The following is a 24,809-nucleotide window of genomic DNA, read 5'->3' as shown; positions in this document are numbered from 1 at the left end:
TTTCTTCGGTCTTGTTTTCTTGCTGTTAGTTATATTTTTAGAGTCTAACGTTTTCTTAATGATTTTTTCTTTTCTCTCGGCACTACAGTTAAGTTTGTATTTTTATCTACTTTCTTATTTTCTACCGTTCGTTTTGCTTATTCTTTTTCTATTTTATCTGCAATCCTTGAATAACTCTCCTCTATATAATTGGTAATTTCATCCTTTTACTTTGGATGCCCACTTAATCTAGTAATTTTATTAATACTTCTATATTCTTTCATAGTCATTTTTCTTCTATTTATTTTTTCCACTATACATATTCGGAGGAGTACAAAGTTTTATGGGGGTCAAAAAATATTTTCATAAAAAAATACATATTTATTTCAAAAATAAAAACCATCAATTTGAAAAAGGGTAATCAAATTGATGGTTTTCTTATAGTATCTATTAAATTAAGTTGGATTCTCATCATATCTAAAAAAAGTACTAGCTATCCTCTGCCGCTTTTCTCCACTTTTATCTTTCTTGGTTATCATAATATGTCTTATCTGCGTATTTTCTATCATTTCCTTTTAGATAAGCTAAAATTACTTTTGGATTTTTAAATAAAGTCCAGTCTCCATATGTATCAAATCTTCTGCATGAAGTTATCATTCCATTTTTAATAGTACCGAATTTCTTATTATTTTTCTTTCCCCACTCTTTTAAACGTTTTGCGAAATCTGCATCTTCTGCCATAAGCATGTTTTCATTAAATCCATTGATTTCCATAAAGTCTTTTCTATAGCACCAAAAAATCCCTACAGATATAGCTCCGTACTTAAAAAGTAAAGGGATTATGATTAACATTGCGGAGAGAAATATTCCTAAAGATATTCTTTCAAACTTCCCATTCACCCCACCACCAATGTATTTACCTGAAGCTAAATATTTATCTACATTAAACAACATAGACTCTGTCATTATCGTATCAGCGTCTATAGTAACGATTATTTCTCCACTGGCTATTTTAGCCCCTGCATTTCGAATTTTAGATAAGTTTTTATCGTTATTTTTCAATGTAATACAATTATAAGATTTTGCTATTTCCTCTGTTTTATCTGTACAACGATTTAAAACAACTATAACTTCCGTTTGCTCTTTATATGCCTCTGATGCCTTTGCAATTGAATCTAAACATTTTCTAATGTACTTTTCTTCATTATGCGCAGGAATTATAATAGAAAACTTCACATCTTTTTTCAAATTAACTCCTAAAGATTCGTTTGTCTCAGTCATAATATTCCCCCCTTATTTTATAAGGTAAATATCTGTTATACATAACGTATATTAAAATTCAATAAATTATATGATAGGAACTGCAGGTAAACTATTACTTGAGTATTAAAAAACAAAAACGTTATTCTTTCTAAATAAGCAAAATTACTAGAAAGAATAACGTTTTTTATTAGTTACATTAATATTTTATTCGTTGCTTTATTTCTTCAAAACGAGCATGTATAATTTTTCTGATATCTGGATGATTCTTATATAAAGTAACAGTATACATGATGGAAGATGCAAGAATAGTAGACCATATTAACCAACCTCCAGCATGAGAAAGAACTTTAATTATTTCACTCTTAAATTCTTCCTGTCCGTCATGAAATGTATAGCTGAGTAGTTACCTTATTTTTAAAAAAACATTCTGATTATTTCTTTTTCACTTCTTCTACAAATTCCCATGTCTCTCCGTTATCTTTTGATTGATAAAGTGCACTACTATCGCCATTGTAGTCTCCATCTGCCCCTTGTCCAACTAACATATTAAAAACCCCATCTTTCTCATATGGCATACTAGGAGAATCAAAAGGACTTATTGTGGACTGTGTATGATCTAATTTCACTTCATGCGGCGGATATTCTACCTTTTTGAAAGATACTCCCCCATCATCTGTGCGATATAACTCTCCTTCATTACCAGAAGGCCTAATTGCTCCTAAAAACCCAAGTTTATCATTTATAAAAATGATTCCTGATACACTACCAATCCCCCCATTAAATGGGTCTGGATTGATAACCTCCCATGTTTTCCCTTCATCACTAGTCTTGCTTAATGAATAAAAGGCGCTCCCTAATGCTTTATCTGTCATATTTAGTTTATAACCAACTTCTTTCGATAGGAAAAACTGTTCTTTTTCATTCTTTAAATCTTGTTGTTCCTTCTCTTTAAGCCTATCTTCTTTTGGAGGCGTCTTTGATTTACTCCAACTTGCGTCACTTATTAAATTATATCTAGCAGGGACTAGCTCTTTCTCTTTTCCAGGGACAAATATAGATACAGTATATCCAATGATATCAGAAGCTGCTTCTTTAACACTCTGCCTCTTACCATCCTCAGTAATATTAATAATTCCCTCTGTATTGGATCCCCAATTTCTTTTTCCATAATAAATCAACCCATACTTACTTTCATTCCATTTTTTGACCGTTTGCTTAACTGGGATCGCCTTAACCGTTTTAATTAAAGGTTCTACTAATTTATCATCATTATAATCAGGCTTTGCATATCCATCTCGTATTATAGTAATATCTTCTGATTTCTTCTTATTATAAGAGATTAAATAAGTTTCTTCTTTCCCATCAACATTTTTCCCATAAACAAATGTATCAAACGCTGTGATTGTTCCATCTGAATGAAATGTAAGATCAAAATCAGTTGCCATATACAATTTCTTTGGCAAAGGATATTTTTTATTGATATCTTCAAAAATACCTTCTACTCCAGATTTATATATATTATTATGTTTAAGTTTAACTGACCTTTCATGTTTTAACTTTTCTATAAACCATGCCAATTTGCCATTGTAATTTATTGCACTTTTATAAATCTGCATCCCATAAAATGATGTAATTGCAACAATAATGATAATAGAAATGGATCTCCATGCTATTGAATTTGTTAATTTTTTAGATTCATATTCTCTATTTTTTATCACCCGCATTGTAGTAAATGTAGTTATGGATATAAAAAGTACTATACATAATAACAAAATGTAAATATTATAATTCATTCTTCCGTACTGACAGTATAAGGCCAACTCATAACAAAAAATCCCGTATACAATTATTAGTATTGGATTTGTTACTAATGACAGAAGTATCCTTTTTGTATTTTCTCTAAATATAGAAACCACTCCTAATTATATGAATTACTGATATTAAGTATACTTTATTGTAAAGTAACAAAAAAGCTATTTAATCTTGCCGCAAAAAATACAATAGACATCTTTCTATTAAAGCCGTTTACAAATCTAGTTGTTTCATAGACAATGGATTTTTGAGTGAATACTAAAGTTGCTTCATTTATATGAATTACAAATTCAAGCATGATGCTCAATAAAAAAATAAATCCTGCCATACGCCCCTACGTAATGGAATGAGAAATAAGATAAATCAAAATAGGCTCAGGTGAACAAACCATACTAAGTGAAACAAGCGCAAAAGCTAGCAAAGTACTCAGGCTCACCATAAACCTTCCTTCTTTATGTTACATAAAATTTCCTATTGTACATTTTATCATGATTGAGGAGAGAAAAAATTAATATAAACCGATGCAGCTAAGTAATAGTATCGGATCGAATGTAGTGTAATCACATATTTCTCATTCTCTTAAGTAAGGACTAAAAATAACCTATCCATAGAGCTACTAAAACCACTACGAATAAAGCAAAGCAACATGTAATATTTCGAATCCACTTTTGTATATCATCAAAATACTTTTCTATAAATGCAGTGTAAATAGAAAGCATAAGAAGTAGCACAATGAAAGTAAAAGATCCCAATTTATCGTTAAATTTTTCATTAGTAAATGTACTTACATGAAGGAATAGAAAAACAAACGTTACTATGAATAGCTCAAATAATCTTTTTTTATTCAATCTGCCACCACCTTACAACAATTCCCTTTTATTCCATTTTATCAGAACATACTGTGTAGCAGTATATGAATATTATATTCATTTCAAAAAGGCCAACAATACAAGATCGTTAGCCTCTACTTTCCATATTCGCACCTTTTATCACTTTACTTCCTAACAACCGGAATCCACATTTCACCAAATACTAGGCCATTTCTCTGTCCCATCTCAACCGTTGTATTCGGTCCACCAACATAGGCAAAATCCTTTTCTTCTGGTAAAGCTTGACCGAAGGCGATGCCAGTAAGCTTATTACTTAGCTCTTTAGCCGTTTTGTCTTCCCCTTTCACTACTAAGTATTCTCCCCTCGGAAACTGAATCACTCTAGATTCTTCTTCTATTTGTGCTTCTGTCATGACACCCGCATAATACATCATTTTGTTATTCACCGCTTCGCTCACGGAAAAAATGTATTCATTTGTAGCTAAAGCTTTTAAAGTGTCCAGCCTTCCATCTTCTTTAACAGCCGACCAAAAGTCTTCCTTTTCTTTATTTATTCCAGCAAAGTTTGTGTATTCACTCTTAATTTCAGTTCCAATACCTAACACAATAAAGCTATCTTTTTCTTCTATAGTATAATTTTTCATATTCAAAACCTGCCTCTTTTTTTATTAATCAAACGATTTATCTTTTCATCTGATACGTTTATAATACCTTTAAACCATGTCAAAAAATGATACTGTTTAGGAGACCAAAATGAAAAAAGTTGAACGGATTAATACAATTATGCGGTATATCAACAACCGCTCTCACTTTACAATTTCTGAAATTATACAAGAATTTAACATCTCACGGTCGACAGCTATTAGAGACATTAGAGAAATTGAAGCTATGGGAATGCCACTGGTCGCTGAAGTTGGGAGAACGGGTGGATATTTTGTTATGCATAATTCTATCCTGCCCGTTGTTCGCTTTACTGATAATGAAGTGAAAGCTCTTTTTATTGCCTTTATGGCTACGAGGAATCAACAACTTCCCTACCTAAAGAGTCGTCAATCTTTAGCCGAAAAACTACTAGGACTCATCTCAGAAACCCAGCAAGATGATCTCGTTCTTTTAAATCAACTCTTGCTTTTCCAAGGGACTAACCCTCATAATCCCGATCTACTTGAGCTTTCTGATCTCCCCCATCCTATGTTAGAAAAACTCATTCAAATCCTTCTTTTGGATAACCATTTATTGATTACTATGAAAGAAGATGAAGAAATCAAGACTTATCCAATTTATCTATTGCACCTTTATCAAGAAAAAAGCCATTGGATCATTGAAGGGTTTGACTTAAAAAAAGAAAAGAAGATGATGTTTCCTGTCGATGATCTCATTAATATCGAACCATACACGACGAACAAAAGGCTAAATAAGAAAAAGATTTTAGAAAAACTAAGTAAGAAGGACGAAATAATCAACTTGGTACTTGAACTTGGACCAAAAGCAATTGCCCAGTTCAAAAAATACCATCCTTTAAAAATTTCAATATCTTATACTAATCCTTACCAATCTACAGCCATTTTAAAAACTTTTATCAATGTTAACAATCCCGATGAAGTGACGGAAATAATAAATTGGCTGCTTTTTCTAGGGAAGGATATTAAAATCAAAGAAATACCCGATGAAGTATTAGCAGATTTACAAAAACGAGTGTGCTTATACATTCCATAAGCAGTGAGCCTCAAATATTAAGCTTTATCACTGGATAATTATCCTATTTTTAAATACCATTTCATTTACTACAATGAGAGCATGATAAATAATAAAAGCACGGAAAATCTCCCGTGCTTTTCTAAATATATATTATTCCTGAAGGTTTCGTTTATCACGTTTCTTACCCTAACTGACGTTTAAATGCTTTACTGGCGAAAAAGTAAGAGATGACCATTATACCTACGCACCAAGCGAGCGCAATCCAAATATCGTTTCCAACAGTTCCTTCATATAAAAGAGCACGAATCGCATTCACGATTGAAGTTACAGGCTGATTCTCTGCAAACACACGAACAATTTTTGGCATCGTTTCGGTAGGCACAAAGGCCGAACTAATAAATGGAAGAAAAACTAGCGGGTACGAGTAAGCAGTCGCCCCTTCCATAGACCTCGCTTTCAATCCTGGAATGATAGCTAGCCATGTTAGCGCCAGCGTAAACATCCCAAGTATCCCAGCTACCGCGAGCCAATCTAGAATATTAGCACTGGAACGGAAACCCATTAAGAGTGCAACAAGAATAACCACCACGATAGTAAGTACATTAGCAACCAGAGAGGTTAGAACGTGAGCCCACAATATCGATGAGCGCTTAATAGGCATCGAAATGAAACGTGCCATCAGCCCACTCTTTACATCCGTAAAGAGTCGCACGGAAGTGTAAGCTACACCGGATGCGATAGCCATTAGCAAAATTCCCGGCAATAAATAATTAACGTAGTTTTCCGTTCCAGTTTTTATTGCGCCGCCAAACACGTAGACAAATAATAGCATCATCATAATCGGTGTAATCGCTACTGTAATAATTGTATCCGGACTGCGCATAATGTTACGCATTAAACGACCTAGTAATACACCTGTTTTACTTTTCATTTACATCTCCTCCTTTTTGCCAATGATCGCAAGGAATATTTCTTCCAATGTCGGTTGCTTCTCGATATACTCCACTTTTGCTGGCGGGAACATCTCTTTTAGTTCAGCAAGAGTACCTGTCGTAATAATTTTTCCGCCATGCAAAATAGCGATACGGTCTGCCAGTTGTTCTGCTTCCTCCAAGTACTGAGTCGTAAGCAAAATAGTTGTACCGCTACCAGCAAGTTCCTTGACTGTATCCCACACTTCGATTCGCGCTTCAGGATCAAGTCCAGTCGTTGGTTCGTCAAGAAAAATAACTGCTGGCGCCCCAATCAAACTCATCGCGATATCAAGCCGGCGCTTCATCCCGCCTGAATACTGATCTGCCCTTTGGTTTGCCGCATCAGTCAGGCTAAATCTTGCAAGTAGATTGTCAGCAACTTGAGCGGGATTGGAAACACCACGTAATTTGGCGATCATTATCAAGTTTTCCCTCCCAGTCAGCATACCGTCTAAAGCTGCGAACTGCCCTGTCAAACTGATACTTTGACGAACATGATCTGATTGACTCTGTACATCAAATCCACAAATACTTACTTCACCGCTATCTTGCTTCATTAGTGTCGAAAGGATGTTGACCGTTGTCGTCTTTCCCGCTCCATTTGAGCCTAGCAGCGCGAAAATTTCTCCACGCTGCACCTCAAAATCTACCCCTTTTAAAACTTCCTTGTCTTTAAAGGATTTTTTCAAGCCTTTTACAGAAATCGCTGCATGACTCATACTTTTTTCCTCCCTATAAAAATGTTTTGCGAAGACTATTTATTTATCTCTATCTATTTAGTATCACTGATATTCTGTATTACTTAGTACCGAGTTAAAAATATAACTGAATAGCTATGATGGCAATTCATATGTGTAACCAGCTAATCAGTCGGTACTACTTATTCCATTTATTTTTTTCTCAATTTCTTCATAATACTTTCATTCAAATCTTCACGATACTTGGAGACGTAAGTTTTAGCATTTGCCACTAGTTCGTCAGCAAAGGAAGCCACGTCATCCCCAGTAATGTCAAGCACTTGTCTTCCTTCTGCTGCACCAGCTTCAAACAAATCGATTAATTCATACTGTATGTGTAACATATCCATCCCGTTACCCGCTGAGAAATTCCACATGTAGTTTTGAATTTTCTTAAATACAAATTGGTAGTCCTCTGGCAGAGCCTCAACTCGTGCCATCATCATTTTGTACTCTTTTTTATCACCAATTAACTTTTTGAACATTTCTAACATCTTATTTTCCTCCTTTTTTATAAAACCGAACAAGAAATTCCCAAAGTATCGGCCGGAACGTTTTATCTTATGAACCTATTTTGACTTCAAGACGTTAATTTTTGACGATACAAAATCCCATTTTTTCCAAAACAATTCAAGCTCCTGGCGACCTTCTTCATTTAATGAATAAAACTTACGAGGCGGCCCCATATCTGATGGTTTCTTTTCAATATTCACAAGCTTTTTCTTCTCTAATCGTACGAGGATAGTATACACCGTACCTTCCACAACTTCGGTAAACCCAAGGTCATTCAGGTGGCGGGTAATCTCATAGCCATACGTTTCACGGCGACTAATGATTTCTAGTACACACCCTTCCAGTGAACCTTTCAACATTTCAGTTAAATTTTCCATATCCTGGTCCTCCTTTACCCCCTATTCTGTCTGACTTATATTCAGTATTACAGAGTACTAAGGCGAATTTTTTACTGAGTAGTTTTTTTGAATTCATACTATTCAGTATCACTTATTACATCCACATTGTATGACTAAGTAGCGATAGATGTCAACTGATTTTCAAATTTTTTCTAAAATCCGCTATTACCTATTGTCTACTGAAAATATTTTGAGAAACAACACTACTCAGTATTGCTTATTACAAGTACATTGTATGACTAAGTAGAGATGGATGTCAACTCGATTTTTATATTTTTCTAAAATCAACTATTACCTATTCGATACAGCCTATTTTCTTTTTTTATTTTGCCCCATACCTATCCCACTAAGAAAAGAAAATACCCCAAAACAAAAATTCTACATTTTTATTTTGGGGCGCTATACTGTACCAAAGTTAATGAATATGGCTAGCTCTTCTTATTAATAAGACAGATCATTTTTTGTTACGATAACATCATAGCCATGTCTTCTGCTGCATTTGTAATTAGTTTTAAACCAAATGTTTCTTGTAATACATCAAGCACGCCAGGTGAAATAAATTCAGGGGCCTTTGGACCGATGCGAATATCTTGAATCCCAAGACTAAATAGCCCTAGTAAAATGGCAACCGCTTTTTGTTCAAACCATGATAGTACAATACTTACTGGCAATTCATTCACTTCACATTGAAAAGCATCAGCTAAAGCAGCCGCTATTTTCACTGTAGAAATTGAATTATTACACTGTCCTAAATCAATGTAACGCGGAATTTCCGTACCAGGTACAACACCGTAATCCACATCATTAAAGCGGAATTTCCCGCAAGAAGTTGTTAAAATAACCGTTTCTGGCGGAAGTGACGTTGCTAATTCACGATAATATTCTCCGCCTTTTCCCGGTGCATCACAACCGGCGATAACAAAGAAACGCTTTATCTTCCCCTCTTTTACTGCATCAATAATTTCTGGAGCTAATGATAATACTGTATTATGATGAAACCCTGTCACTAACTGTTCATCCGACTCCATATGTACTTCTGGAAGTTCTAGTGCTTTTTGAATCAATGATGTAAAATCATCATTTTCAATTTTTTGTACACCTTCTAAACCTGCAATTTCATATGAAAAGAATCGATCAGAGTACGAGCCTTTAATTGGCATAACACAGTTCGTTGTAGCTAATATGGCACCAGTAAATTTTTCAAAAAGGCGTCTTTGATCATACCATGCCTTACCGATGTTTCCTTTTAAATGTTTATATTTTTTCAGCTGCGGATATCCGTGTGCTGGTAGCATTTCAGAATGCGTATAAATATTAATGTCTTTTCCTTCTGTTTGCTTTAATAGTTCTTCTAATGCAAATAAATTATGGCCCGTAACTACAATTGCTTTACCTTCTACACGATTTTGTGTAATTTGTACAGGCTCTGGCACACCAAAATGATTCGTATGTGCCTCATCCAATAACTCCATCACCCGTAAAGCTGATTTCCCAACTTTCATAGCCATATCAATATGCTCTTGTTCGTTAAAGTTAGAATTTGTTAATGTCATATATAAAGCTTCTTGTGTTGTAGCATCTACAAATGCATCCGTATACCCTAGCTGAGCAGCATGTGTGCGATAAGCTGCAATTCCTTTTAGCCCAAACACAATCGTATCTTGTAAACTCGCAATCGTTTCATTCTTGCCACAAACACCCATTACTTTACATCCGCCTGTTGGCGTTTGTTCACATTGATAACAAAACATATCATCCCACCCTCTCCCAATCATTCATTACACCTTAAGCATAATACCCATTGAAAAAAAGTGATGTGATATCAATCACAATAATATATAAAGATTTGTGACAGTTCATATTGTTGACATAATACTTTTATTGACATCCAAAAAATATACATTAGTGTACACACATCTTTCGATACTTTTAAATAGCTAAATAATTAATTTGGAGAAATATATACAACGAAAAATTTTTTTGAATCCCTTATACAAATAATTGCAATTCATCACATATGAAAATAGCGTATTTTTTATTTTAAGGAACTATCATTTTTTTATTACAGCCTTCATTGTAAACCTCTTTATTTACAATACATTTACACTATCTTAACATTACTTACATTATTTATATGATATATTTATATAGAAGCTACTTAAGAAATTTCATATACATTTTATCTTTATGATCTCTAATCTAATCAATAAAAAGATCATGTTATATTTTTATAACAGGGGTGAATTACGATGACTGAAACTTTAAAAACACTTATAATGCTTGATGCTACTTACGTTGTTATTGCAATTATGACAGTACTAGTATTTGTATACTTGGAATTAAAATCTCAGTAATATATGCTGACGTAATCGACAGATTCAGCATTTAAATATAGTTAGAAGAAAGAGAGGAGAAAATTATTTCTCCTTTCTTTTGTATTTCTACAATTTCTTATTTTAATAAATCCAATGTATGTAAAAGTAATCCCTTGTCTCCTACTTCTCCATGACCAGGTACTACCGAATTTATATTTCCATATCGCTTCAGCACATTCTCAATCGATGTAGACCATTCATTTACATACGCATCCGCAACATTTCCTAAATCTTTAGCTTCCGCAGATTTTACTATACAGCCTCCAGCTAAAATTTGATATTGTGGCAACCAAACAACAATATTATCTTCTGTATGTCCTTTCCCTGGATAGAACGTTTCTACTTTTGTATTGCCAAACTTTAAACTCGTAATTGTTTGTAAATCTCCAAGCGGCTCTTCATATCCACTGTTCTTTGCTAGTTCTGCGGTTAATGCTGTACTATGCGCTTTAATGCCTCTTTCTTTCAACGCTGTTATTCCGCCAATTCGATCAGCGTGCGCATGTGTAATAATGACATCCGTTACGCGCTTCTGAAATTTCTTTTCTACCATTTCTATTAGTTCCTTCGTTAATTTGTTATCCCAAGAAGAATCAACAAGTACTAGCCCTTTAGAAGTATTAAGAACTAGACCGTTCGAAGGAACTGCTTCTCCATTAAAATAACCTAACTCCGTATGAACCCATACATTCTTGTTTAACTGAGATATTGAAATGGTTCCCGTCTCATTTTTGATTACTATTTGCTCTAGCTTTTGTTCTGCTTTCACAGAAGAAATTGTACTAACAAATTGAGTTATTCCTAGTAAACTAACACATACCCCTAATTTTAATAATGTATTCTTTTTCATTTTCTCCATCCTTCCTTTCAAACTAAATAGTTATTACCTATATTAGACAATTCATCTCAAATCTTTGTTCCATCGTTTTTTACATTTTTTTACACAAATGATAAAAAAAGCGTACAAAATGTTGTACGCTTTAAAACTTAATCTTCCATTCCATAATTCTCAAACTCTTCCTCATTCCCATAAAATACATTCAAATCAATATACTTTTCTTTTCCATTATAACCGCTTAATCTCCCGCGGTTCGTGTATTGCCAAAACGTCCATTTTCTCTCATCAGATAAACTCGGTTTTGTAAGAACACTACGAATCCATATATCACATTTTGGATTCGCATCCTTTATATATAAATCATACGCCTCTTGCGTTGCATACAATATTACTTTCTTATCGTAATGTTTTTCTAGCATTTCAATCATGACCGCCAACTCTTTCGTAACATCTTCACGCTTAGGCGGATTATCTTTTTTGTTAGCGTAAAACTCAACATCAATCACGGGTGGCAATGCTTGTTTATATTTTGGAACAGTTCGTATAAATTGCTCTGCTTGTGTTTCACCCTTACTATTGAAACTAAAAAAATGATACGCTCCGATGCGCATATCTGTCTTATTCGCATTCCTCCAATTTTTCGAAAAGTACTCATCCACAAACGAACTTCCTTCAGTCGCCTTTATAAACGCAAACTTCATATTTTGCTTTTCCAACTCTCTCCAATCTATATCCCCTTGATACGATGCGACATCTACACCTTTTATTTCATACTTATCAGCACTTATTTGATTCGGAATGAATATGCCTTGAAAAACTAAGTAAACGACAACACTTATTACACTTATTAAAGTAAAGATTCCTCCTATAAAAAGCTTCTTTTTCATTCATATCACCCATCTTTACAAATTAAAATTCTACTTACCATTCACGCTTTTTATTAATTTTCATTTTTTCTTTAAACGCCTTCTCTAAATCAATATTTAATTTATTTGCTAAATCACATACATTCCAAATTACATCAAACATTTCTAAACCGATTTCTCTTTTCGCATCTTGTATTGTATCACGCTTTAATATGACTTCCGCTAATTCACCTAATTCCGCCATCGTATATATCGTACGCTCTTCAATTGTTGTATCTTGAAATCCTTTTTCTTTACTGAAATTTGATACATACCTCTGAAACTCCACAATATTCATACTTAATCTCCCCTCATTAACAATACTCCATTTTTCTATTACACTTAAAACCTAAATTATATTTTGTTAAATTATAACATTCGGACTATAATTTATTTATAGTCCATTAACGGAGGTGTTTGCAATGACTCTCTTCGCTTCACCAACATTATTTATAGTAGCAATCATTTCATTTGCACTAGCTTATTTCATCGGAGTAAAGCAGTACACTTGGCTCTTATCAGGATTCAACGAACGCCGCGTGCCTGATAAAGTGAAACTATCAAAAATAGTAGGTCTTTATAATTTAATTGCTGGTGTCATTGCGACAATCGGTAGTGTCTTCACTACGCCTAATGTCACAATCGTTATTCCTATCACTCTAATTGGACACTTTATAATCGCCGCTTATGTAAATACACGCATGGTGCAGTGAAAAAGATCACCCAAATGGATGATCTTTTTTATAATTTATCAACATATTGCTTCGCTTCTAGTAAGGAAAAACCAAAAGCTTCTCTTACTCTCTTAACTGCTGTAATTTTTTTGCCTTCTTCTACAAGCTGGCGTAGTTCTTTATTAATTTCAGGTTCTCTTTCTATAATTCCCATTTCTTTCGTAATTAATTGTAATCTATCTTCAATTCTCTTTAAACGCGCATCATTTTTCTTTTCAATTGTAGTTAATTTTTCAGCGATATAAATGAAACCAACAGCTACTATCAGTATAACCATCCAGAATTCCATGAATGTTCCCCCTTACTAACTTTCATTTGCTTTATTCCACTAACTTATGTAAATTTTACCACAATACACATTTAATGTATAATATCACTATATCAAACTGTTAATAAAACCTATTATTTTAAGAGGACACTTTATAAAAAGATTTTTAAATACGTTACTTCAATTTGTAGTTCTTTCAATCGTGCTACATTTGTTATTTGATATAGTTGGTTGGCTTGTTTTCAATGCACCAATTAAAAACAAACAAATCATCATTTCTTTAATAACAATCTCATGGGTTATGTACATGTACCGAGACAAATTTTTTCAAAAGTTCACTTCAAACTAACTAAAAAAGAAAACACTTCATTGGTGAGGTTGTAAAAACGTTATCCTTATAATGAAAATAAAGAAGCTGTTCCTTCCAGCTTCTTTATCTATATAACATTTTTCGCAACAATTTTTATATGTTCTGGTGCGATAATCTCCGTTATACTTTCTTGGAAATCTTCCCGCAACATTTCTTCCAAATGTTCTAACTGCACTTCAACATGTGTGCATTCTAAATTATGTATATTTAACAGTGCATAATGATCTTTTTTCTTAATTACTAAATATTGATTTTCCTCTGTCACAAGTACAGAACCTAATCGGACTCCTAATAAGCGTTGATCATCAAACTTCATAATTACTTCTCCTTCCCTCATATAAACAAAACTACAATGAAAATAATTACATTTATGGAAAAACACGCTTATTTAGACTATATCATAATTTACTAAAATAGAAATATCTTTTTCTGTTTAAATAAAAATCCCTATTTTTTCATATATTTCGATACAAAAAACTTTCTCAACATTAAATTTGAATTTTCAGTTTTTAATTCCGTAAAAATCTATTATAATAAAGTTAATAAATGTTTGACCTCTCCTAATTCATGTACATATGGATGATCAGTAGTTATCGCTACTGATCTATTTTTTTGATTTCAGAAAGTACATACGCTGCATCCTTTCCTACACCACAAATAAGTGCGGAACCCCTTTGAGATTGCCATGGTAAACCGATATAATACAATCCTTTTACTGGACTGATTCCCTTTATATGATTAGGAAATCCTTTCTCATTCACTGCCTGTTCAATTTCAATCCAATTATAATTTTGAACAAAACCAGTTGACCATATAACGCTTTCTGCACTATAAATATCACCATTCTGAAACATAATGTTATTTCCTGGTGCACTTACTACTTTTTCTTGCAGTTTGATTGCTCCATTACGAATAAGTTTCTTACCTTCAAAACCGAAAATAGGGTCCTTTCTCTTCTGAAACCATCTTCCCCTCTTTGTATTTATTTCAGCGTACAATAAACCCACTTTTTCTAGCAGATTAAAAATACTTTTTCCAAAAAGTTGTAACGGTAAAAACGTTAAAGGATGACTAATAGACACCGTAACTTCATGAGTCTTTGCCAGTTCTACTGCAATTTGCATTCCTGAATTCCCACCACCTACTACTAGTACTTTTCCCTTAGGAATTTGTGATGGTGATTTATATTGTGATGAATGTATTTGAAAAATATGTGATGATAGATTTGCTGAAACTGAGGGAATAAACGGTTGCTGAAAAGCACCTGATGCGATAATAACTTTTTTCGTTTGTAAAATTTCTGTAGGAGTATGTAATTCAAATATTTCTTTTTCTTTCTTTATTTTTAGAACTTCCGTTTGTAATTGTACCGGTAATTGAAAATGTTTTGCATATTCTTCTAAATAAGTTGCAATTTCATCTTTATATGGAAATTCATTTTTTTCACCTATTAACGTCATACCCGGCAAGCTACTGTAAGACCTTGAGGTAAAAAGCTGCAAAGAATCATATCGATTTCTCCATGAATCACCAACTCGTTTTCCTGCCTCAAGTAATAAAAAATTATACCCTTCTTGCTTCAAGTAATATCCCATTGTTAATCCAGCTTGACCCGCCCCAATAATAATTAGATCTTTCATTCTAATCCCTCCTCTTCTTAAACGTATGAATACTTGTTCATATATTCATACGTTTCCATAATCATAACATTTTCTTTTTATATGATTCAATATCTACTCAAAATAAAAAAGAGCAGTTCACTGCTCTATGAACTACTCTTCATTCCATTTCTACAATTTTTCCTCGTACAGTGTAATTCTATTTGAAAACGGATCAATTACAGTTAATTCAATTGTACCCCAAGGTGTTTTTTCTATATTCGGCTTCGAATAAGCATATTCTTTATTTAATAATACAGAATGATAATCCTTTACATCATCTATTTTGATCCGAATCGCACCACCTGGTGAGGCATCATCATGATGTTCTGATAAATGTATCACAGCATCCTGTAACGAAATTTGCAAATATAATGGCCTATTTTCCTCATACCGATGTTCCCAATCCAGTTTAAATCCTAAAAAACCTAAGTAAAATAGTTTTGCTTTTTCAATATCAAAAATTCTAAATATAGGTGTTATCATTTATACTCTCCTCCTATTTATAAACATCTGCTGCCAATTCTCTCAAAACATCCACGTTTACTACTTCATAGCATCCATCGTTCTTCTTTATTATCTCTTTATCACAAAAAATATTTAATGTTCGCAACAAATGCCGATAGCTCGTTCCTAACAACTCCGCTATTTCCGTTAAATTCCCACTAAACACAATTCTATTTTCATGCTGAACTGCTCGTTCCCCTGCTGCTAACATGTAACTCGCAAGTCTATTTTCAAGCGGATACAATAAATTAATTGTACTGTTTTTGGAAAGTCGGTTTAACTTATGTGCTAATGATCCGCAAATACATCTTAAAAATTTCGCATCATGAAATAGCTTATTTCTCACTTTTCCTAATGGTAAACCAACACAATATGAATCTGCCATTACTTGTACATTTGATGTAATCCTTTGGGAATGAATTAGCTCCACATCTCCAAGTAACTGCAAACTATCATAAAAACACAGTAATACGGATTTCCCGTTACTTAATGTGTTAAACGCTTTCGCTTTTCCTTCAACGAAGAAAAATAAATAATCTATCTCTTCATTCTCTCTACAAATAAACTCATTCTTTTTAAAAAATATTAGTTCCATATATGGTTTCATATCATTACTAAAAAAGGAGTCAATATTATTTTCTTTCATATAATTTGTTAATTTAATAGAATTACATATTTTCTTCATAGTTCCCCCGCCTTTACAACTACTCCCCATTGTAATCAAAATTTTCCCCTTCCACTATGACATATGTCATAGTAATTCACAATTTCAGCATGATACAGTCATTACAAATATGAAATATAAAGGGGATATTACATTGTATAACTTTCTTTCTGTCTTTATTGGTGTGCTCATCGCCGTTATGCTTCCATTGAATGGAATTTTATCCGAGTTAATTGGGAAGTATACAGCAAGCGTTGTCATTCACCTTGTCGGTTTAATTGCAGTTATTTTCGTTTTAATCTTAAACAAACATAAAATTCATTTCAATAAAGGTATTCCGCTTTTTTTATATAGCGCTGGAGCGATTGGAGTATTCACTGTTCTTTTTAATAATATAAGTTTCTCCGTCCTTGGTGCCTCTATTACGATCGCATTAAGTTTACTCGGCCAATCCATTGCTTCCATCATTATCGATCATTTCGGCTTATTAGGAATGAAAGTTGCAAAGTTTGAAAAGAAAAAACTAGTTGGATTAGCATTCATCTCTTCTGGGATTATTATCATGACAATTTATTAATGGGGGCAAAAATATGTTATATATTACTATCGCTATTTTAGCTGGTGTTTCTATCGTCGTTGCTAGAATTATTAACGCGAATTTAGCAAAGGAAATTGGAAACTGGGAAGGCACATTTTTCAATTATATTACTGGATTATTTTTCTCTATGTTATTTTTAATTTTCAGTTCAGATTCATTGTATATTCCAATGCAGACGTTACAATCTATTCCTATTGCTGTGTACTTAGGCGGATTAGTAGGCGTTATCGTTATTTCATTATCCAACTATATTACTCCTAAAATATCAGCTTTTTATTTAACATTACTCATCTTTATCGGACAATTATTTGCGGGGACTATTATTGATTTCTTCCTGACAAATGAACTCTCAATCGGTAAAGTTATCGGTGGCATTTTCGTATTAATTGGGCTCACTTACAATTTACTCATAGATCGCCCGATAAAAACTGTGAAGCATAACCAAGTTCAACTATAATACTTTACGCTTACCTATCATATATTAATAGAAAAGCTCTTCACACGAAATAATAGAGAGGAGAAAACCCTATTAAAAAAATTATTTTATTGCTAGGTAGCGTATTAATTATTTGTGGAATTGTATGGTTTGTAAACTCGGGAAAATCTATTCAAGATCTCTATACTGCAAACAAACCGAAAAAGAAAGCTACTATTATTTCAAGCTCGCGAGATCCAAATGAGCCCCCTGTTTTTTTAGGAAAGCAGGAAATAAAAGATATACATGTAGAATCAATTAAAACAAAAAAGGATATCTTTCTCACAAAAACAGATGAATTAAAAACGTTTATTAACAGTATGAATACCGCAAAAAAAGGAAAATTAACATTGGATGAAGAAGGATCAGATTTAATAGATTGTGATATGTGGATTACTTTCGAGGATGGAACTTATAAAAAATATTTCATATGGATAGTTGATCATCACAGCAGCGAAGTGATGATTGCTCAGCAAGATACTCCTGATGATGTAAACCTTACGTACTATCAGTTAAACGAAGATAGTTCAAAAAAAGTTTATAATTTATTTAAAAAAATTATTTAAATGAAAAAGTCATGAGCACGCGAACTCATGACTTTTTGCACTATATATACTCCGGGAACACTCTACAACCCTTTTCCTGCTCTATATCATGACCAAAGAAAACAATTGGTTTCTCTTTCGCCACAACTTCTTTTAAACGTTTAATTGAAGATAAAGCTAATTCTGGATTAAATCCTGCGAACGGCACTTCATCTTCAAAATTCTCTTTCGTGTACGATGCATCAATCGTTAATAAAACTGAACAGGATTGCTCCGTCTCAATGAATAGCGACTGATGGCCTGGAGAATGACCTGGCGTATACAATACTTGAACACCTGGTACCACTTCATAATCCCCTTCAATAATTTTGTAGTTCAAATGCGGTAATATACATTCTTTCATATATTCTTCTCTATGAAGTGCTGCCTCATATTCGGTTCGCTGCACAATAATCGGTGTATTTGTAAAAGCACCATTTCCTCCTGCATGATCAAAATGTAAGTGAGAGCTAATAATATATAAAAGGTCGTCTGGCTCATACCCTACACGCTTTAATATATTCACGATTCTATCTTCTTCAGTCATTTTCGGTAAAATCTGTCCTTCAACAAATGTACCGTTAAAAAGCCCTTCATTATTAACTGCACTTTCTGGCATACCTGTGTCTACTAAAATAGGACCTTCTTCCGTCTCCAAAAGATAACACCACACCGGCAAGTTTAATAGTTTCCCCGGTGTTAACGCACTGTTAACAGACGAATGATCCAACATGCAACGACCTGCTGGGATGAAATAAAGTTTCTTTACTGTCATTATGTATCCACCTTTACATTTAGTTTTGGATAAAGTAATACAGTAAAAAATTCTTCTTTTTAAAAATAAACTCCTTCTAGACTATCAGTACAGCTTGCATAAAAAAAGGGTATTTTTTTACATAGCAATATTTCACCATCTATAATATAGAAGTAAAGGATTCTTACTTTAAATGAAACATTAACACCGATTAACGCTGAAAACTTAAAGAAAGCACATACACTACTTGAAAGCGGGCACACCATTGGGAAAATCGTATTAGAGAAATTTTAATCATGATAGCGACAGATAGTATGTAAAATTATATTAACGATTTTTCGAATATATCTATCATAACGTACAATATATCAACGATTTTTCAAATATATCTATCACAAATCAAATTATATCGATTTATCGACAAATAGCAACAATATGAAAAGGCTGTTCCAGATGAACAGCCTCTTCTTTATTTACTTGAAATCTCTTTATTATTTTGAACGTCTAACGGAGCTCGCTTTCCTATTCCAAAAGCATAGAAACTAATTGTAACGATAGCTAAGAAAATAATACCTACAACTAATGAAATACGAGTATCATCGTTAAACCACATTCCGATTAATACCATAATTAAAAAGGCAATTGTTAAATAGTTTGTAACAGGAGCAAATGGCATTTTGAACGGATGATCTTTCATCTCTGCTCCCTTTTCTTTTCTAAAATTAATTTGACTAATTAAAATGACAAACCATGGTACCATTCCAGGAAGTACACTCGCACTATATACATATACGAATAAGTTTTTCGGTGCGATGTAACTTAAAACAACACCAACCGCCAGACCGATAATTACGCCAACTGTACCAAATAAAGGCACACCATTTCCAGAAAGTTTCGTGAAATATTTCGGTGCTTGTCCATTTACACCTAACGTATAAAGCATACGACCAGCACTATAAATACCACTATTACAACCAGACATTGCTGCTGTAATAACAACGAAGTTAATTAATCCAGCTGCTGCCGTAATACCAACTTTCGCAAAAGTTGCTACGAACGGACTACCAATTGTACTTAATTGATCCCACGGATACACAGTTACAATAACGAAAATAGCACCGATGTAGAAAATTAAAATACGCCAAATTGTACTTTGAATCGCTCTTGTAAGTGTCTTCTTTGGATCCTTCGCTTCACCAGCAGTAATACCGATTAATTCCACACCTTGGTATGCACCAACTACAAGTGATAAAGCAAAGAAGAATCCTGAGAAACCACCTGTAAAGAAACCGCCATTTGACCAAAGATTAGATATGCCAATCGCTTCTCCGCCGTTACCAATTCCGAAGAAAATAAGGCCAAATCCCGCAATAATCATTAATAGAATCGTAACGATTTTAATCATCGCGAACCAAAATTCAAATTCACCAAATGACTTCACAGAAATTAAGTTAGCTGCACCAAGAATAACCATTGCAATTATACCTGGTATCCAAGCTGGTAAATCCGGGAACCAATATTGCATATACGCTCCAACCGCGATAATTTCTGACATCCCAACGATAACCCACTGGAACCAGTTACTCCACGCTGTCATATAACCAGCTAGTGGATGAATATACTTATGACCGAATGTCGCAAATGAGCCTGTACTTGGCTCCATATACAACATTTCTCCCATGGCACGCATGATGAAGAAGATGAAAATACCTGCAATTGCATAAGCAAGCATTACTGACGGACCTGTCCATTTAATTGTGCTGGCTGATCCCATAAACAAACCAACACCAATCGTTCCGCCTAAAGCAATCATTTGAATATGACGTGCTTCTAAACCTCTTTTCAATTCTTTGTTTGCCACTTCACTTCCCCCTCTTAGATGATTCATAGCCGCATTTTAACACAAGATGCTTTCCCCTAATTCCTTTCGACCCTGAAAATGATGAAGCAAACGTCATTTTACACTAGCTTTAAAGCTATCCTAAAATCGTTTTGTGCTCCTAATAAAATTCTCAGAACCTTTCATCTTCCAATATTCTATAAATCTTAAAATTACTCACCTTATATTAATTCATTAATCTGAAAAATTCAATTATTTTTTCAATAAATTATTATACATAAGTCTGATTAATTTTTAACTAAATTAACAATAAAATACATCTATTCAATATGATTCCGACATGTATATTATTACAATATAAATAAACGAGGAGATGCTATCTTCCTCGGTTTCATATCTCAAATACTTCAACCTTTATAGTTGATAACGTAATTTCCCACACATTCGATTCATATACCAATAAGAAATTTAATATATTAATAAACTACTAACTTCTTTACCCCAGCCAAATTTTGAGGCAGAAACCTTTCTGCCTCAAAACAACGGGATAAAATATAAAAGAGTCTCATTAAAAAATGAGACTCTTTTACAATTTCATATTTAAATCGATTTCGAAGTTTACTTACCAAAGATAAATACCCTAGTAAACACTGCCATTATAACTACAATAACTAGAAAATAAAGTGGCATCACCAGTAACGAGCCCGTATGCAATTGACTCATTCCCCAAATTGTCATCGTTACAATTACATAGTATCCTAAGCTAAACAACGCTCCAGCTGTACCAATGACATCTTGAAAATCTACTAACGCTAAACTTAAACAATTAGGTAACGCTACTCCAATTCCTAATAGCAATATAAACATCGCTATTAAAAATACAACCATATATATTACATTCGGATTTGATCCCACAAACGTAATAACAGATAAAAGGATAGCTCCTCCTTTCATTACGAGACAACCGATATATATAATTTTCTCTGGTTTATAAGTAGCAAGTAAACGTTTTGAAATTTTCGCTCCAACAATAGAAGCAGACGCTACAACAATTCCTAGAAAGCCATACATACTAGGCGATAACTGAAAGTATTCAATAAAGATAAACGGCGCTTCTGCATAATAGCTAAATAAAACACCATTTGCTCCTCCAATTAACAGCCCATATGTTACCACTTTTGGATTTGTAATTAACCTCTTCAAGACTGAAAATACATTTATTTTATTCGTTACTGAGCCCGTTTTTGTTTCAGGAAGAGAAACAAACGTATACAGAAAAATACCGATACTCATAACTACTAAACTTAAAAATACTATTTTAAATCCAAACATTTGATCAAGAAAGCCACCAATTAACGGTCCTATCGCTGGTGTAAAAGCAATGACTGCTGAAATTTGAGCAAACATAACATGCCTCTTATGCCCTTCTACACTTTCACGAAGAATCGTTTGCGTCACAACTGATCCTGCACTTGCTCCAAACGCTTGAATAAAACGACTTACCAATAAAACTTCAATGGAATTTGCAATAAAGCACAAGAAACTCCCAGCGCCATATACGACAATTCCAAATAACATTGCCCGGCGACGGCCAATTATATCTGATAGCCATCCAATAAAAAATACACCTAAAGCAAATCCAGCAAAATACACACTAAGCGTTAACTGCACCTCATTATTACTTACATGTAACGCCTTTGAAATGTCCGGTAAAGACGGTGTGTAAATCGTTTCACTAATTTGCGGAAATGCGACAAGAACAATCATTAACAAAAGTGATGGTACTGAGACTTTTTTCATTTTTCATACCCTCCTATAACTTTGAAAATCTCAGAAATAAAAAGACTTTCCTTAGCTACGGAACAGGAGGGGCCATTATAGAAATCCGGTCATAAAACAACAAAGAAAACACCTCAATTACGTATGTTAATACTTATAGGAGGGTAATATTAACATCGATTTTTAAATATACTTTTTCAATTATATTACATATTGCGTTTCTTTTACTAGTGCTCAACCTTGGAGGATTGTTAAAAAGATAACTTGATGCATTCACCTTTTTATGGAATAATTAGAAATAGTTTGAATTCATAAACTTAATTATTAAACGATAGACTAGCATATTTTAATGTCACAAGCTTACAAACAGGAGGACTTTCGTAATGATTGAAATTTTAAGGACAGTATTAAACTTTCTAATTTCTCTATTCTCAGGAGAATTACCAATTGTATATTATGTATGGATTATTAGCCTATTCCTAATTCAAATAACCCAATCTACTCTAAACTATAAACTCTTTAACAAGAAAGACAATTTCAGCACTTATATATTGGAAGGATTACTTGCTTTTATTATTTTATTGTTTGGAGGAATATTAGTATCTAAGTTACTTGCTTACATAATAGACGATCCTACTATTAGTATGACGAATTTAACACATTATTTTGTTTCTCTTATCATATTAACTATATTTGTTGTAATAACCTGTGTTAAAGACTTTATAGAAACATCTATAAAGAATAAAAATATCTCTCTTTTTAGCTTTTTAGTAATTTCCTTCATAACAAGTCTACTTTCATTCAAGTTTTTATCACCTTTAATTGAAGGTTCTTTTTCTCTTTCTAAATCTTTTATAACTACTTTAATCACTCTAGTAACCGTATCCATTCCTCTATTAATTTCTTTAGAGGAAAAATATGCAGGTGAAAAGGAAACAGAAAATTTATAGCTTCCCATTTACATAAAAGAAAGAGGGAGCCCCCCCTTTCTTTTATATCGTTCTATTTCACAAGACTAAATCATTCCTTTTAATATTAATCCTAAAACTGACATTATTATCGTGCTAATAATAATTCGCAAAATCCAAGTAGTGTTTGTACTTATTTTTTCTAATTGCTTATTGATTGTTGCTATATCTTTCTCATTAATAGTGGTACGCGTTTCTAAATTTCGAATGTCTCTCATCATTTCTTTTTGCTCCGCCTTGAGACTGTCAATTTTAGCGTAAACATCTTCCATATATTCACACCCTCTGTTCATCTTAATAGAAAAATCTATATATATTATGAGACAACCCTCTTACCTGTGAATACATTGCGTACATTCGCGTACCAAATTATTTGTACAATCTAATTGAATTACTCACATGTTTCTATTCTTCTATTTATAAATTAGCGTTAAGATACATTAAAATTTTAAAAGGAACCCCTTGTTTATTTAACAACAAATAAGGTGCAATCCAACATTTGGAATCTCCTACAATAATTTCTATTGTTTTCATATTTACAACTCCATATAATCAGTATGATTTTCTGAAGAAGCCAATTTTTGAACTGCTTAAAGTATACTAATATGAATACGAAATAGCTGTATTGATAAACTCTCTAGAACAATAAATATACTGGCTGAAACGGATCTATATCCGATATTTTTTCCAGTAACATGAATGGTTATTTCTGATAAATGCGTTTGTACATCATTGTTTTCAAAAATTTCATCCTCAACCTTTACAATATCTGCTTCACAATCTACTTCTTTAAAAGTTTTCAATAATTTTGTTTCCAATAAACTACAATCAAAGCTCTCATCTTTTATTACGGCAAATTTAACCTTCATATCGATTTCCCCATTTTTAACAAACTAAAATCACTAAATCAATATAAATATATATTATTCTATTAAATAATTCAAAATATACGTTTCTTATATGCATTATTAAAAATCAGTTCTAAAGAATTAAATAGTAGGCGTTCCACTAATCTTTCATATAATTCGTCTCTTAATTATTTTGCTCATTGCGCTTTTTTATTTTCCTCACTATTTCAACTAAACTTTCTGTAATAATACATATTTCAAATACATTATTTCCTTTCACTCATACTTTTATCATTGAGTTTTTATTCACAAATTCGTAACACATACATATGAGTTATCATGCTAAAATTAGTTTATTCACAAGAAGAAGTTCTTCTTAATAAATCAACCATTTTTAATACCCTGTTTAAAGCCTTGCCCCCCTGCAAGGTTTTTTCCTA

The 24,809-nt window shown here is 33.0% G+C and carries 29 protein-coding genes and 3 pseudogenes; 8 read left to right on the top strand and 24 right to left on the bottom strand.

Annotated features, from left to right (window positions below; all coding sequences use genetic code 11):
• Nucleotides 1–498: 498 nt before the first annotated feature.
• The 6 genes and pseudogenes from ACTFR8_RS15600 to ACTFR8_RS15575 all read right to left on the bottom strand — a co-directional run bounded on the left by ACTFR8_RS15600 (nucleotide 499) and on the right by ACTFR8_RS15575 (nucleotide 4,528).
• On the bottom strand, nucleotides 499–1,260 hold the full coding sequence (locus ACTFR8_RS15600) for a glycosyltransferase (RefSeq protein ID WP_070183988.1): 762 nt from the start codon (nucleotides 1,258–1,260) through the stop codon (nucleotides 499–501).
• Between the two features lie 178 nt (nucleotides 1,261–1,438).
• Nucleotides 1,439–1,633 (bottom strand): annotated as a pseudogene (locus ACTFR8_RS15595) (hypothetical protein); the annotation flags it as partial.
• A 40-nt stretch (nucleotides 1,634–1,673) separates the two neighbouring features.
• Nucleotides 1,674–3,158: a WD40/YVTN/BNR-like repeat-containing protein gene (locus tag ACTFR8_RS15590; protein WP_074595564.1), complete on the bottom strand. Its 1,485-nt coding sequence runs from the start codon at nucleotides 3,156–3,158 to the stop codon at nucleotides 1,674–1,676.
• A 169-nt stretch (nucleotides 3,159–3,327) separates the two neighbouring features.
• A pseudogene (locus ACTFR8_RS15585) lies at nucleotides 3,328–3,493 on the bottom strand (LysE family translocator); the annotation flags it as partial.
• Nucleotides 3,494–3,644: 151 nt separating this feature from the next.
• Nucleotides 3,645–3,902, bottom strand: coding sequence for a DUF3963 domain-containing protein (locus tag ACTFR8_RS15580; protein ID WP_001036208.1), 258 nt, complete (start codon nucleotides 3,900–3,902; stop codon nucleotides 3,645–3,647).
• A 146-nt stretch (nucleotides 3,903–4,048) separates the two neighbouring features.
• On the bottom strand, nucleotides 4,049–4,528 hold the full coding sequence (locus ACTFR8_RS15575; RefSeq protein WP_200462646.1) for a GyrI-like domain-containing protein: 480 nt from the start codon (nucleotides 4,526–4,528) through the stop codon (nucleotides 4,049–4,051).
• Nucleotides 4,529–4,637: 109 nt separating this feature from the next.
• Between ACTFR8_RS15575 and ACTFR8_RS15570 the strand changes: the two genes are divergently transcribed.
• Complete coding sequence (locus ACTFR8_RS15570; protein WP_000755022.1) at nucleotides 4,638–5,600, top strand: helix-turn-helix transcriptional regulator; 963 nt, start codon at nucleotides 4,638–4,640, stop codon at nucleotides 5,598–5,600.
• Nucleotides 5,601–5,763: 163 nt separating this feature from the next.
• Here the strand turns inward: ACTFR8_RS15570 and ACTFR8_RS15565 are convergent, their stop codons facing one another.
• The 8 genes from ACTFR8_RS15565 to ACTFR8_RS15530 all read right to left on the bottom strand — a co-directional run bounded on the left by ACTFR8_RS15565 (nucleotide 5,764) and on the right by ACTFR8_RS15530 (nucleotide 12,620).
• Nucleotides 5,764–6,513, bottom strand: coding sequence for an ABC transporter permease (locus ACTFR8_RS15565; RefSeq protein ID WP_098480997.1), 750 nt, complete (start codon nucleotides 6,511–6,513; stop codon nucleotides 5,764–5,766).
• Nucleotides 6,514–7,275, bottom strand: a complete 762-nt coding sequence (locus tag ACTFR8_RS15560; RefSeq protein ID WP_000017473.1) for an ABC transporter ATP-binding protein — start codon at nucleotides 7,273–7,275, stop codon at nucleotides 6,514–6,516.
• Nucleotides 7,276–7,445: 170 nt separating this feature from the next.
• On the bottom strand, nucleotides 7,446–7,787 hold the full coding sequence (locus tag ACTFR8_RS15555) for a DUF1048 domain-containing protein (RefSeq protein ID WP_000891986.1): 342 nt from the start codon (nucleotides 7,785–7,787) through the stop codon (nucleotides 7,446–7,448).
• Nucleotides 7,788–7,862: 75 nt separating this feature from the next.
• Nucleotides 7,863–8,183, bottom strand: coding sequence for a PadR family transcriptional regulator (locus tag ACTFR8_RS15550; RefSeq protein WP_000429488.1), 321 nt, complete (start codon nucleotides 8,181–8,183; stop codon nucleotides 7,863–7,865).
• A 485-nt stretch (nucleotides 8,184–8,668) separates the two neighbouring features.
• On the bottom strand, nucleotides 8,669–9,955 hold the full coding sequence (hcp, locus tag ACTFR8_RS15545) for a hydroxylamine reductase (protein ID WP_002098191.1): 1,287 nt from the start codon (nucleotides 9,953–9,955) through the stop codon (nucleotides 8,669–8,671).
• Between the two features lie 700 nt (nucleotides 9,956–10,655).
• On the bottom strand, nucleotides 10,656–11,429 hold the full coding sequence (gene bla2 / locus ACTFR8_RS15540; protein WP_252209646.1) for a BcII family subclass B1 metallo-beta-lactamase: 774 nt from the start codon (nucleotides 11,427–11,429) through the stop codon (nucleotides 10,656–10,658).
• Nucleotides 11,430–11,566: 137 nt separating this feature from the next.
• Complete coding sequence (locus tag ACTFR8_RS15535) at nucleotides 11,567–12,304, bottom strand: glycoside hydrolase family 25 protein (protein WP_000727666.1); 738 nt, start codon at nucleotides 12,302–12,304, stop codon at nucleotides 11,567–11,569.
• 34 nt (nucleotides 12,305–12,338) lie between these two features.
• Entirely contained in the window at nucleotides 12,339–12,620 is a 282-nt protein-coding gene (locus tag ACTFR8_RS15530) for a MazG nucleotide pyrophosphohydrolase domain-containing protein (RefSeq protein ID WP_001028132.1), read from the bottom strand.
• A 124-nt stretch (nucleotides 12,621–12,744) separates the two neighbouring features.
• Here ACTFR8_RS15530 and ACTFR8_RS15525 point away from each other — a divergent pair, with 124 nt between their 5' ends.
• Nucleotides 12,745–13,035, top strand: coding sequence for a DUF3784 domain-containing protein (locus tag ACTFR8_RS15525; protein WP_000171773.1), 291 nt, complete (start codon nucleotides 12,745–12,747; stop codon nucleotides 13,033–13,035).
• Nucleotides 13,036–13,063: 28 nt separating this feature from the next.
• Here ACTFR8_RS15525 and ACTFR8_RS15520 read toward each other — a convergent pair whose 3' ends face one another.
• Entirely contained in the window at nucleotides 13,064–13,345 is a 282-nt protein-coding gene (locus ACTFR8_RS15520) for a hypothetical protein (protein ID WP_000397724.1), read from the bottom strand.
• Nucleotides 13,346–13,478: 133 nt separating this feature from the next.
• Here ACTFR8_RS15520 and ACTFR8_RS15515 point away from each other — a divergent pair, with 133 nt between their 5' ends.
• On the top strand, nucleotides 13,479–13,673 hold the full coding sequence (locus ACTFR8_RS15515; protein ID WP_000819660.1) for a hypothetical protein: 195 nt from the start codon (nucleotides 13,479–13,481) through the stop codon (nucleotides 13,671–13,673).
• Between the two features lie 88 nt (nucleotides 13,674–13,761).
• Here the strand turns inward: ACTFR8_RS15515 and ACTFR8_RS15510 are convergent, their stop codons facing one another.
• The 4 genes from ACTFR8_RS15510 to yeiL all read right to left on the bottom strand — a co-directional run bounded on the left by ACTFR8_RS15510 (nucleotide 13,762) and on the right by yeiL (nucleotide 16,544).
• The gene (locus ACTFR8_RS15510; protein WP_000666948.1) at nucleotides 13,762–14,010 is read right to left on the bottom strand and encodes a hypothetical protein; all 249 of its coding nucleotides are present in this window, start codon (nucleotides 14,008–14,010) and stop codon (nucleotides 13,762–13,764) included.
• Nucleotides 14,011–14,290: 280 nt separating this feature from the next.
• Nucleotides 14,291–15,334 carry a flavin-containing monooxygenase gene (locus ACTFR8_RS15505; protein WP_100618778.1) on the bottom strand — a complete coding sequence of 348 codons (1,044 nt, stop codon included), beginning with the start codon at nucleotides 15,332–15,334 and terminating at the stop codon, nucleotides 14,291–14,293.
• A 150-nt stretch (nucleotides 15,335–15,484) separates the two neighbouring features.
• Nucleotides 15,485–15,838, bottom strand: a complete 354-nt coding sequence (locus ACTFR8_RS15500; RefSeq protein WP_000632407.1) for a glyoxalase superfamily protein — start codon at nucleotides 15,836–15,838, stop codon at nucleotides 15,485–15,487.
• 13 nt (nucleotides 15,839–15,851) lie between these two features.
• Complete coding sequence (yeiL, locus tag ACTFR8_RS15495) at nucleotides 15,852–16,544, bottom strand: transcriptional regulator YeiL (protein WP_100618887.1); 693 nt, start codon at nucleotides 16,542–16,544, stop codon at nucleotides 15,852–15,854.
• A gap of 109 nt (nucleotides 16,545–16,653) precedes the next feature.
• Between yeiL and ACTFR8_RS15490 the strand changes: the two genes are divergently transcribed.
• The 3 genes from ACTFR8_RS15490 to ACTFR8_RS15480 all read left to right on the top strand — a co-directional run bounded on the left by ACTFR8_RS15490 (nucleotide 16,654) and on the right by ACTFR8_RS15480 (nucleotide 18,162).
• Nucleotides 16,654–17,100, top strand: a complete 447-nt coding sequence (locus ACTFR8_RS15490; RefSeq protein WP_141444331.1) for a DMT family transporter — start codon at nucleotides 16,654–16,656, stop codon at nucleotides 17,098–17,100.
• A gap of 13 nt (nucleotides 17,101–17,113) precedes the next feature.
• Nucleotides 17,114–17,578: a DMT family transporter gene (locus ACTFR8_RS15485; protein ID WP_000965814.1), complete on the top strand. Its 465-nt coding sequence runs from the start codon at nucleotides 17,114–17,116 to the stop codon at nucleotides 17,576–17,578.
• A gap of 89 nt (nucleotides 17,579–17,667) precedes the next feature.
• On the top strand, nucleotides 17,668–18,162 hold the full coding sequence (locus ACTFR8_RS15480) for a hypothetical protein (protein ID WP_000901696.1): 495 nt from the start codon (nucleotides 17,668–17,670) through the stop codon (nucleotides 18,160–18,162).
• A 40-nt stretch (nucleotides 18,163–18,202) separates the two neighbouring features.
• On the opposite strand, the gene aiiA is transcribed toward ACTFR8_RS15480, so the two are convergent.
• Nucleotides 18,203–18,955 (bottom strand): quorum-quenching N-acyl homoserine lactonase AiiA, encoded by a 753-nt coding sequence (gene aiiA / locus ACTFR8_RS15475; protein ID WP_252209647.1) that lies wholly within the window; start codon nucleotides 18,953–18,955, stop codon nucleotides 18,203–18,205.
• Nucleotides 18,956–19,120: 165 nt separating this feature from the next.
• Here aiiA and ACTFR8_RS15470 point away from each other — a divergent pair.
• Nucleotides 19,121–19,228: pseudogene (locus tag ACTFR8_RS15470) on the top strand (zinc-binding alcohol dehydrogenase family protein); the annotation flags it as partial.
• A gap of 175 nt (nucleotides 19,229–19,403) precedes the next feature.
• Here ACTFR8_RS15470 and ACTFR8_RS15465 read toward each other — a convergent pair.
• Nucleotides 19,404–20,795, bottom strand: coding sequence for an amino acid permease (locus ACTFR8_RS15465; RefSeq protein WP_001284404.1), 1,392 nt, complete (start codon nucleotides 20,793–20,795; stop codon nucleotides 19,404–19,406).
• A 597-nt stretch (nucleotides 20,796–21,392) separates the two neighbouring features.
• Nucleotides 21,393–22,574 (bottom strand): multidrug effflux MFS transporter, encoded by a 1,182-nt coding sequence (locus ACTFR8_RS15460; RefSeq protein ID WP_252209648.1) that lies wholly within the window; start codon nucleotides 22,572–22,574, stop codon nucleotides 21,393–21,395.
• A 362-nt stretch (nucleotides 22,575–22,936) separates the two neighbouring features.
• Between ACTFR8_RS15460 and ACTFR8_RS15455 the strand changes: the two genes are divergently transcribed.
• On the top strand, nucleotides 22,937–23,503 hold the full coding sequence (locus ACTFR8_RS15455; protein WP_030026763.1) for a DUF5823 family protein: 567 nt from the start codon (nucleotides 22,937–22,939) through the stop codon (nucleotides 23,501–23,503).
• Nucleotides 23,504–23,568: 65 nt separating this feature from the next.
• Here the strand turns inward: ACTFR8_RS15455 and ACTFR8_RS15450 are convergent, their stop codons facing one another.
• Together ACTFR8_RS15450 and ACTFR8_RS15445 are read right to left on the bottom strand one after the other, a co-directional pair.
• A complete protein-coding gene (locus tag ACTFR8_RS15450) occupies nucleotides 23,569–23,793 on the bottom strand; it encodes a hemolysin XhlA family protein (RefSeq protein ID WP_000390471.1) in 225 nt (74 codons plus the stop codon).
• A gap of 318 nt (nucleotides 23,794–24,111) precedes the next feature.
• Complete coding sequence (locus tag ACTFR8_RS15445) at nucleotides 24,112–24,390, bottom strand: hypothetical protein (protein ID WP_000865018.1); 279 nt, start codon at nucleotides 24,388–24,390, stop codon at nucleotides 24,112–24,114.
• Nucleotides 24,391–24,809 lie beyond the last annotated feature (419 nt).

The sequence above is a fragment of the Bacillus cereus group sp. MYBK15-3 genome, from assembly GCF_051916765.1.
Lineage (GTDB): Bacteria > Bacillota > Bacilli > Bacillales > Bacillaceae_G > Bacillus_A > Bacillus_A cereus.
This window is presented reverse-complemented; position numbering and strand designations above follow the sequence as displayed.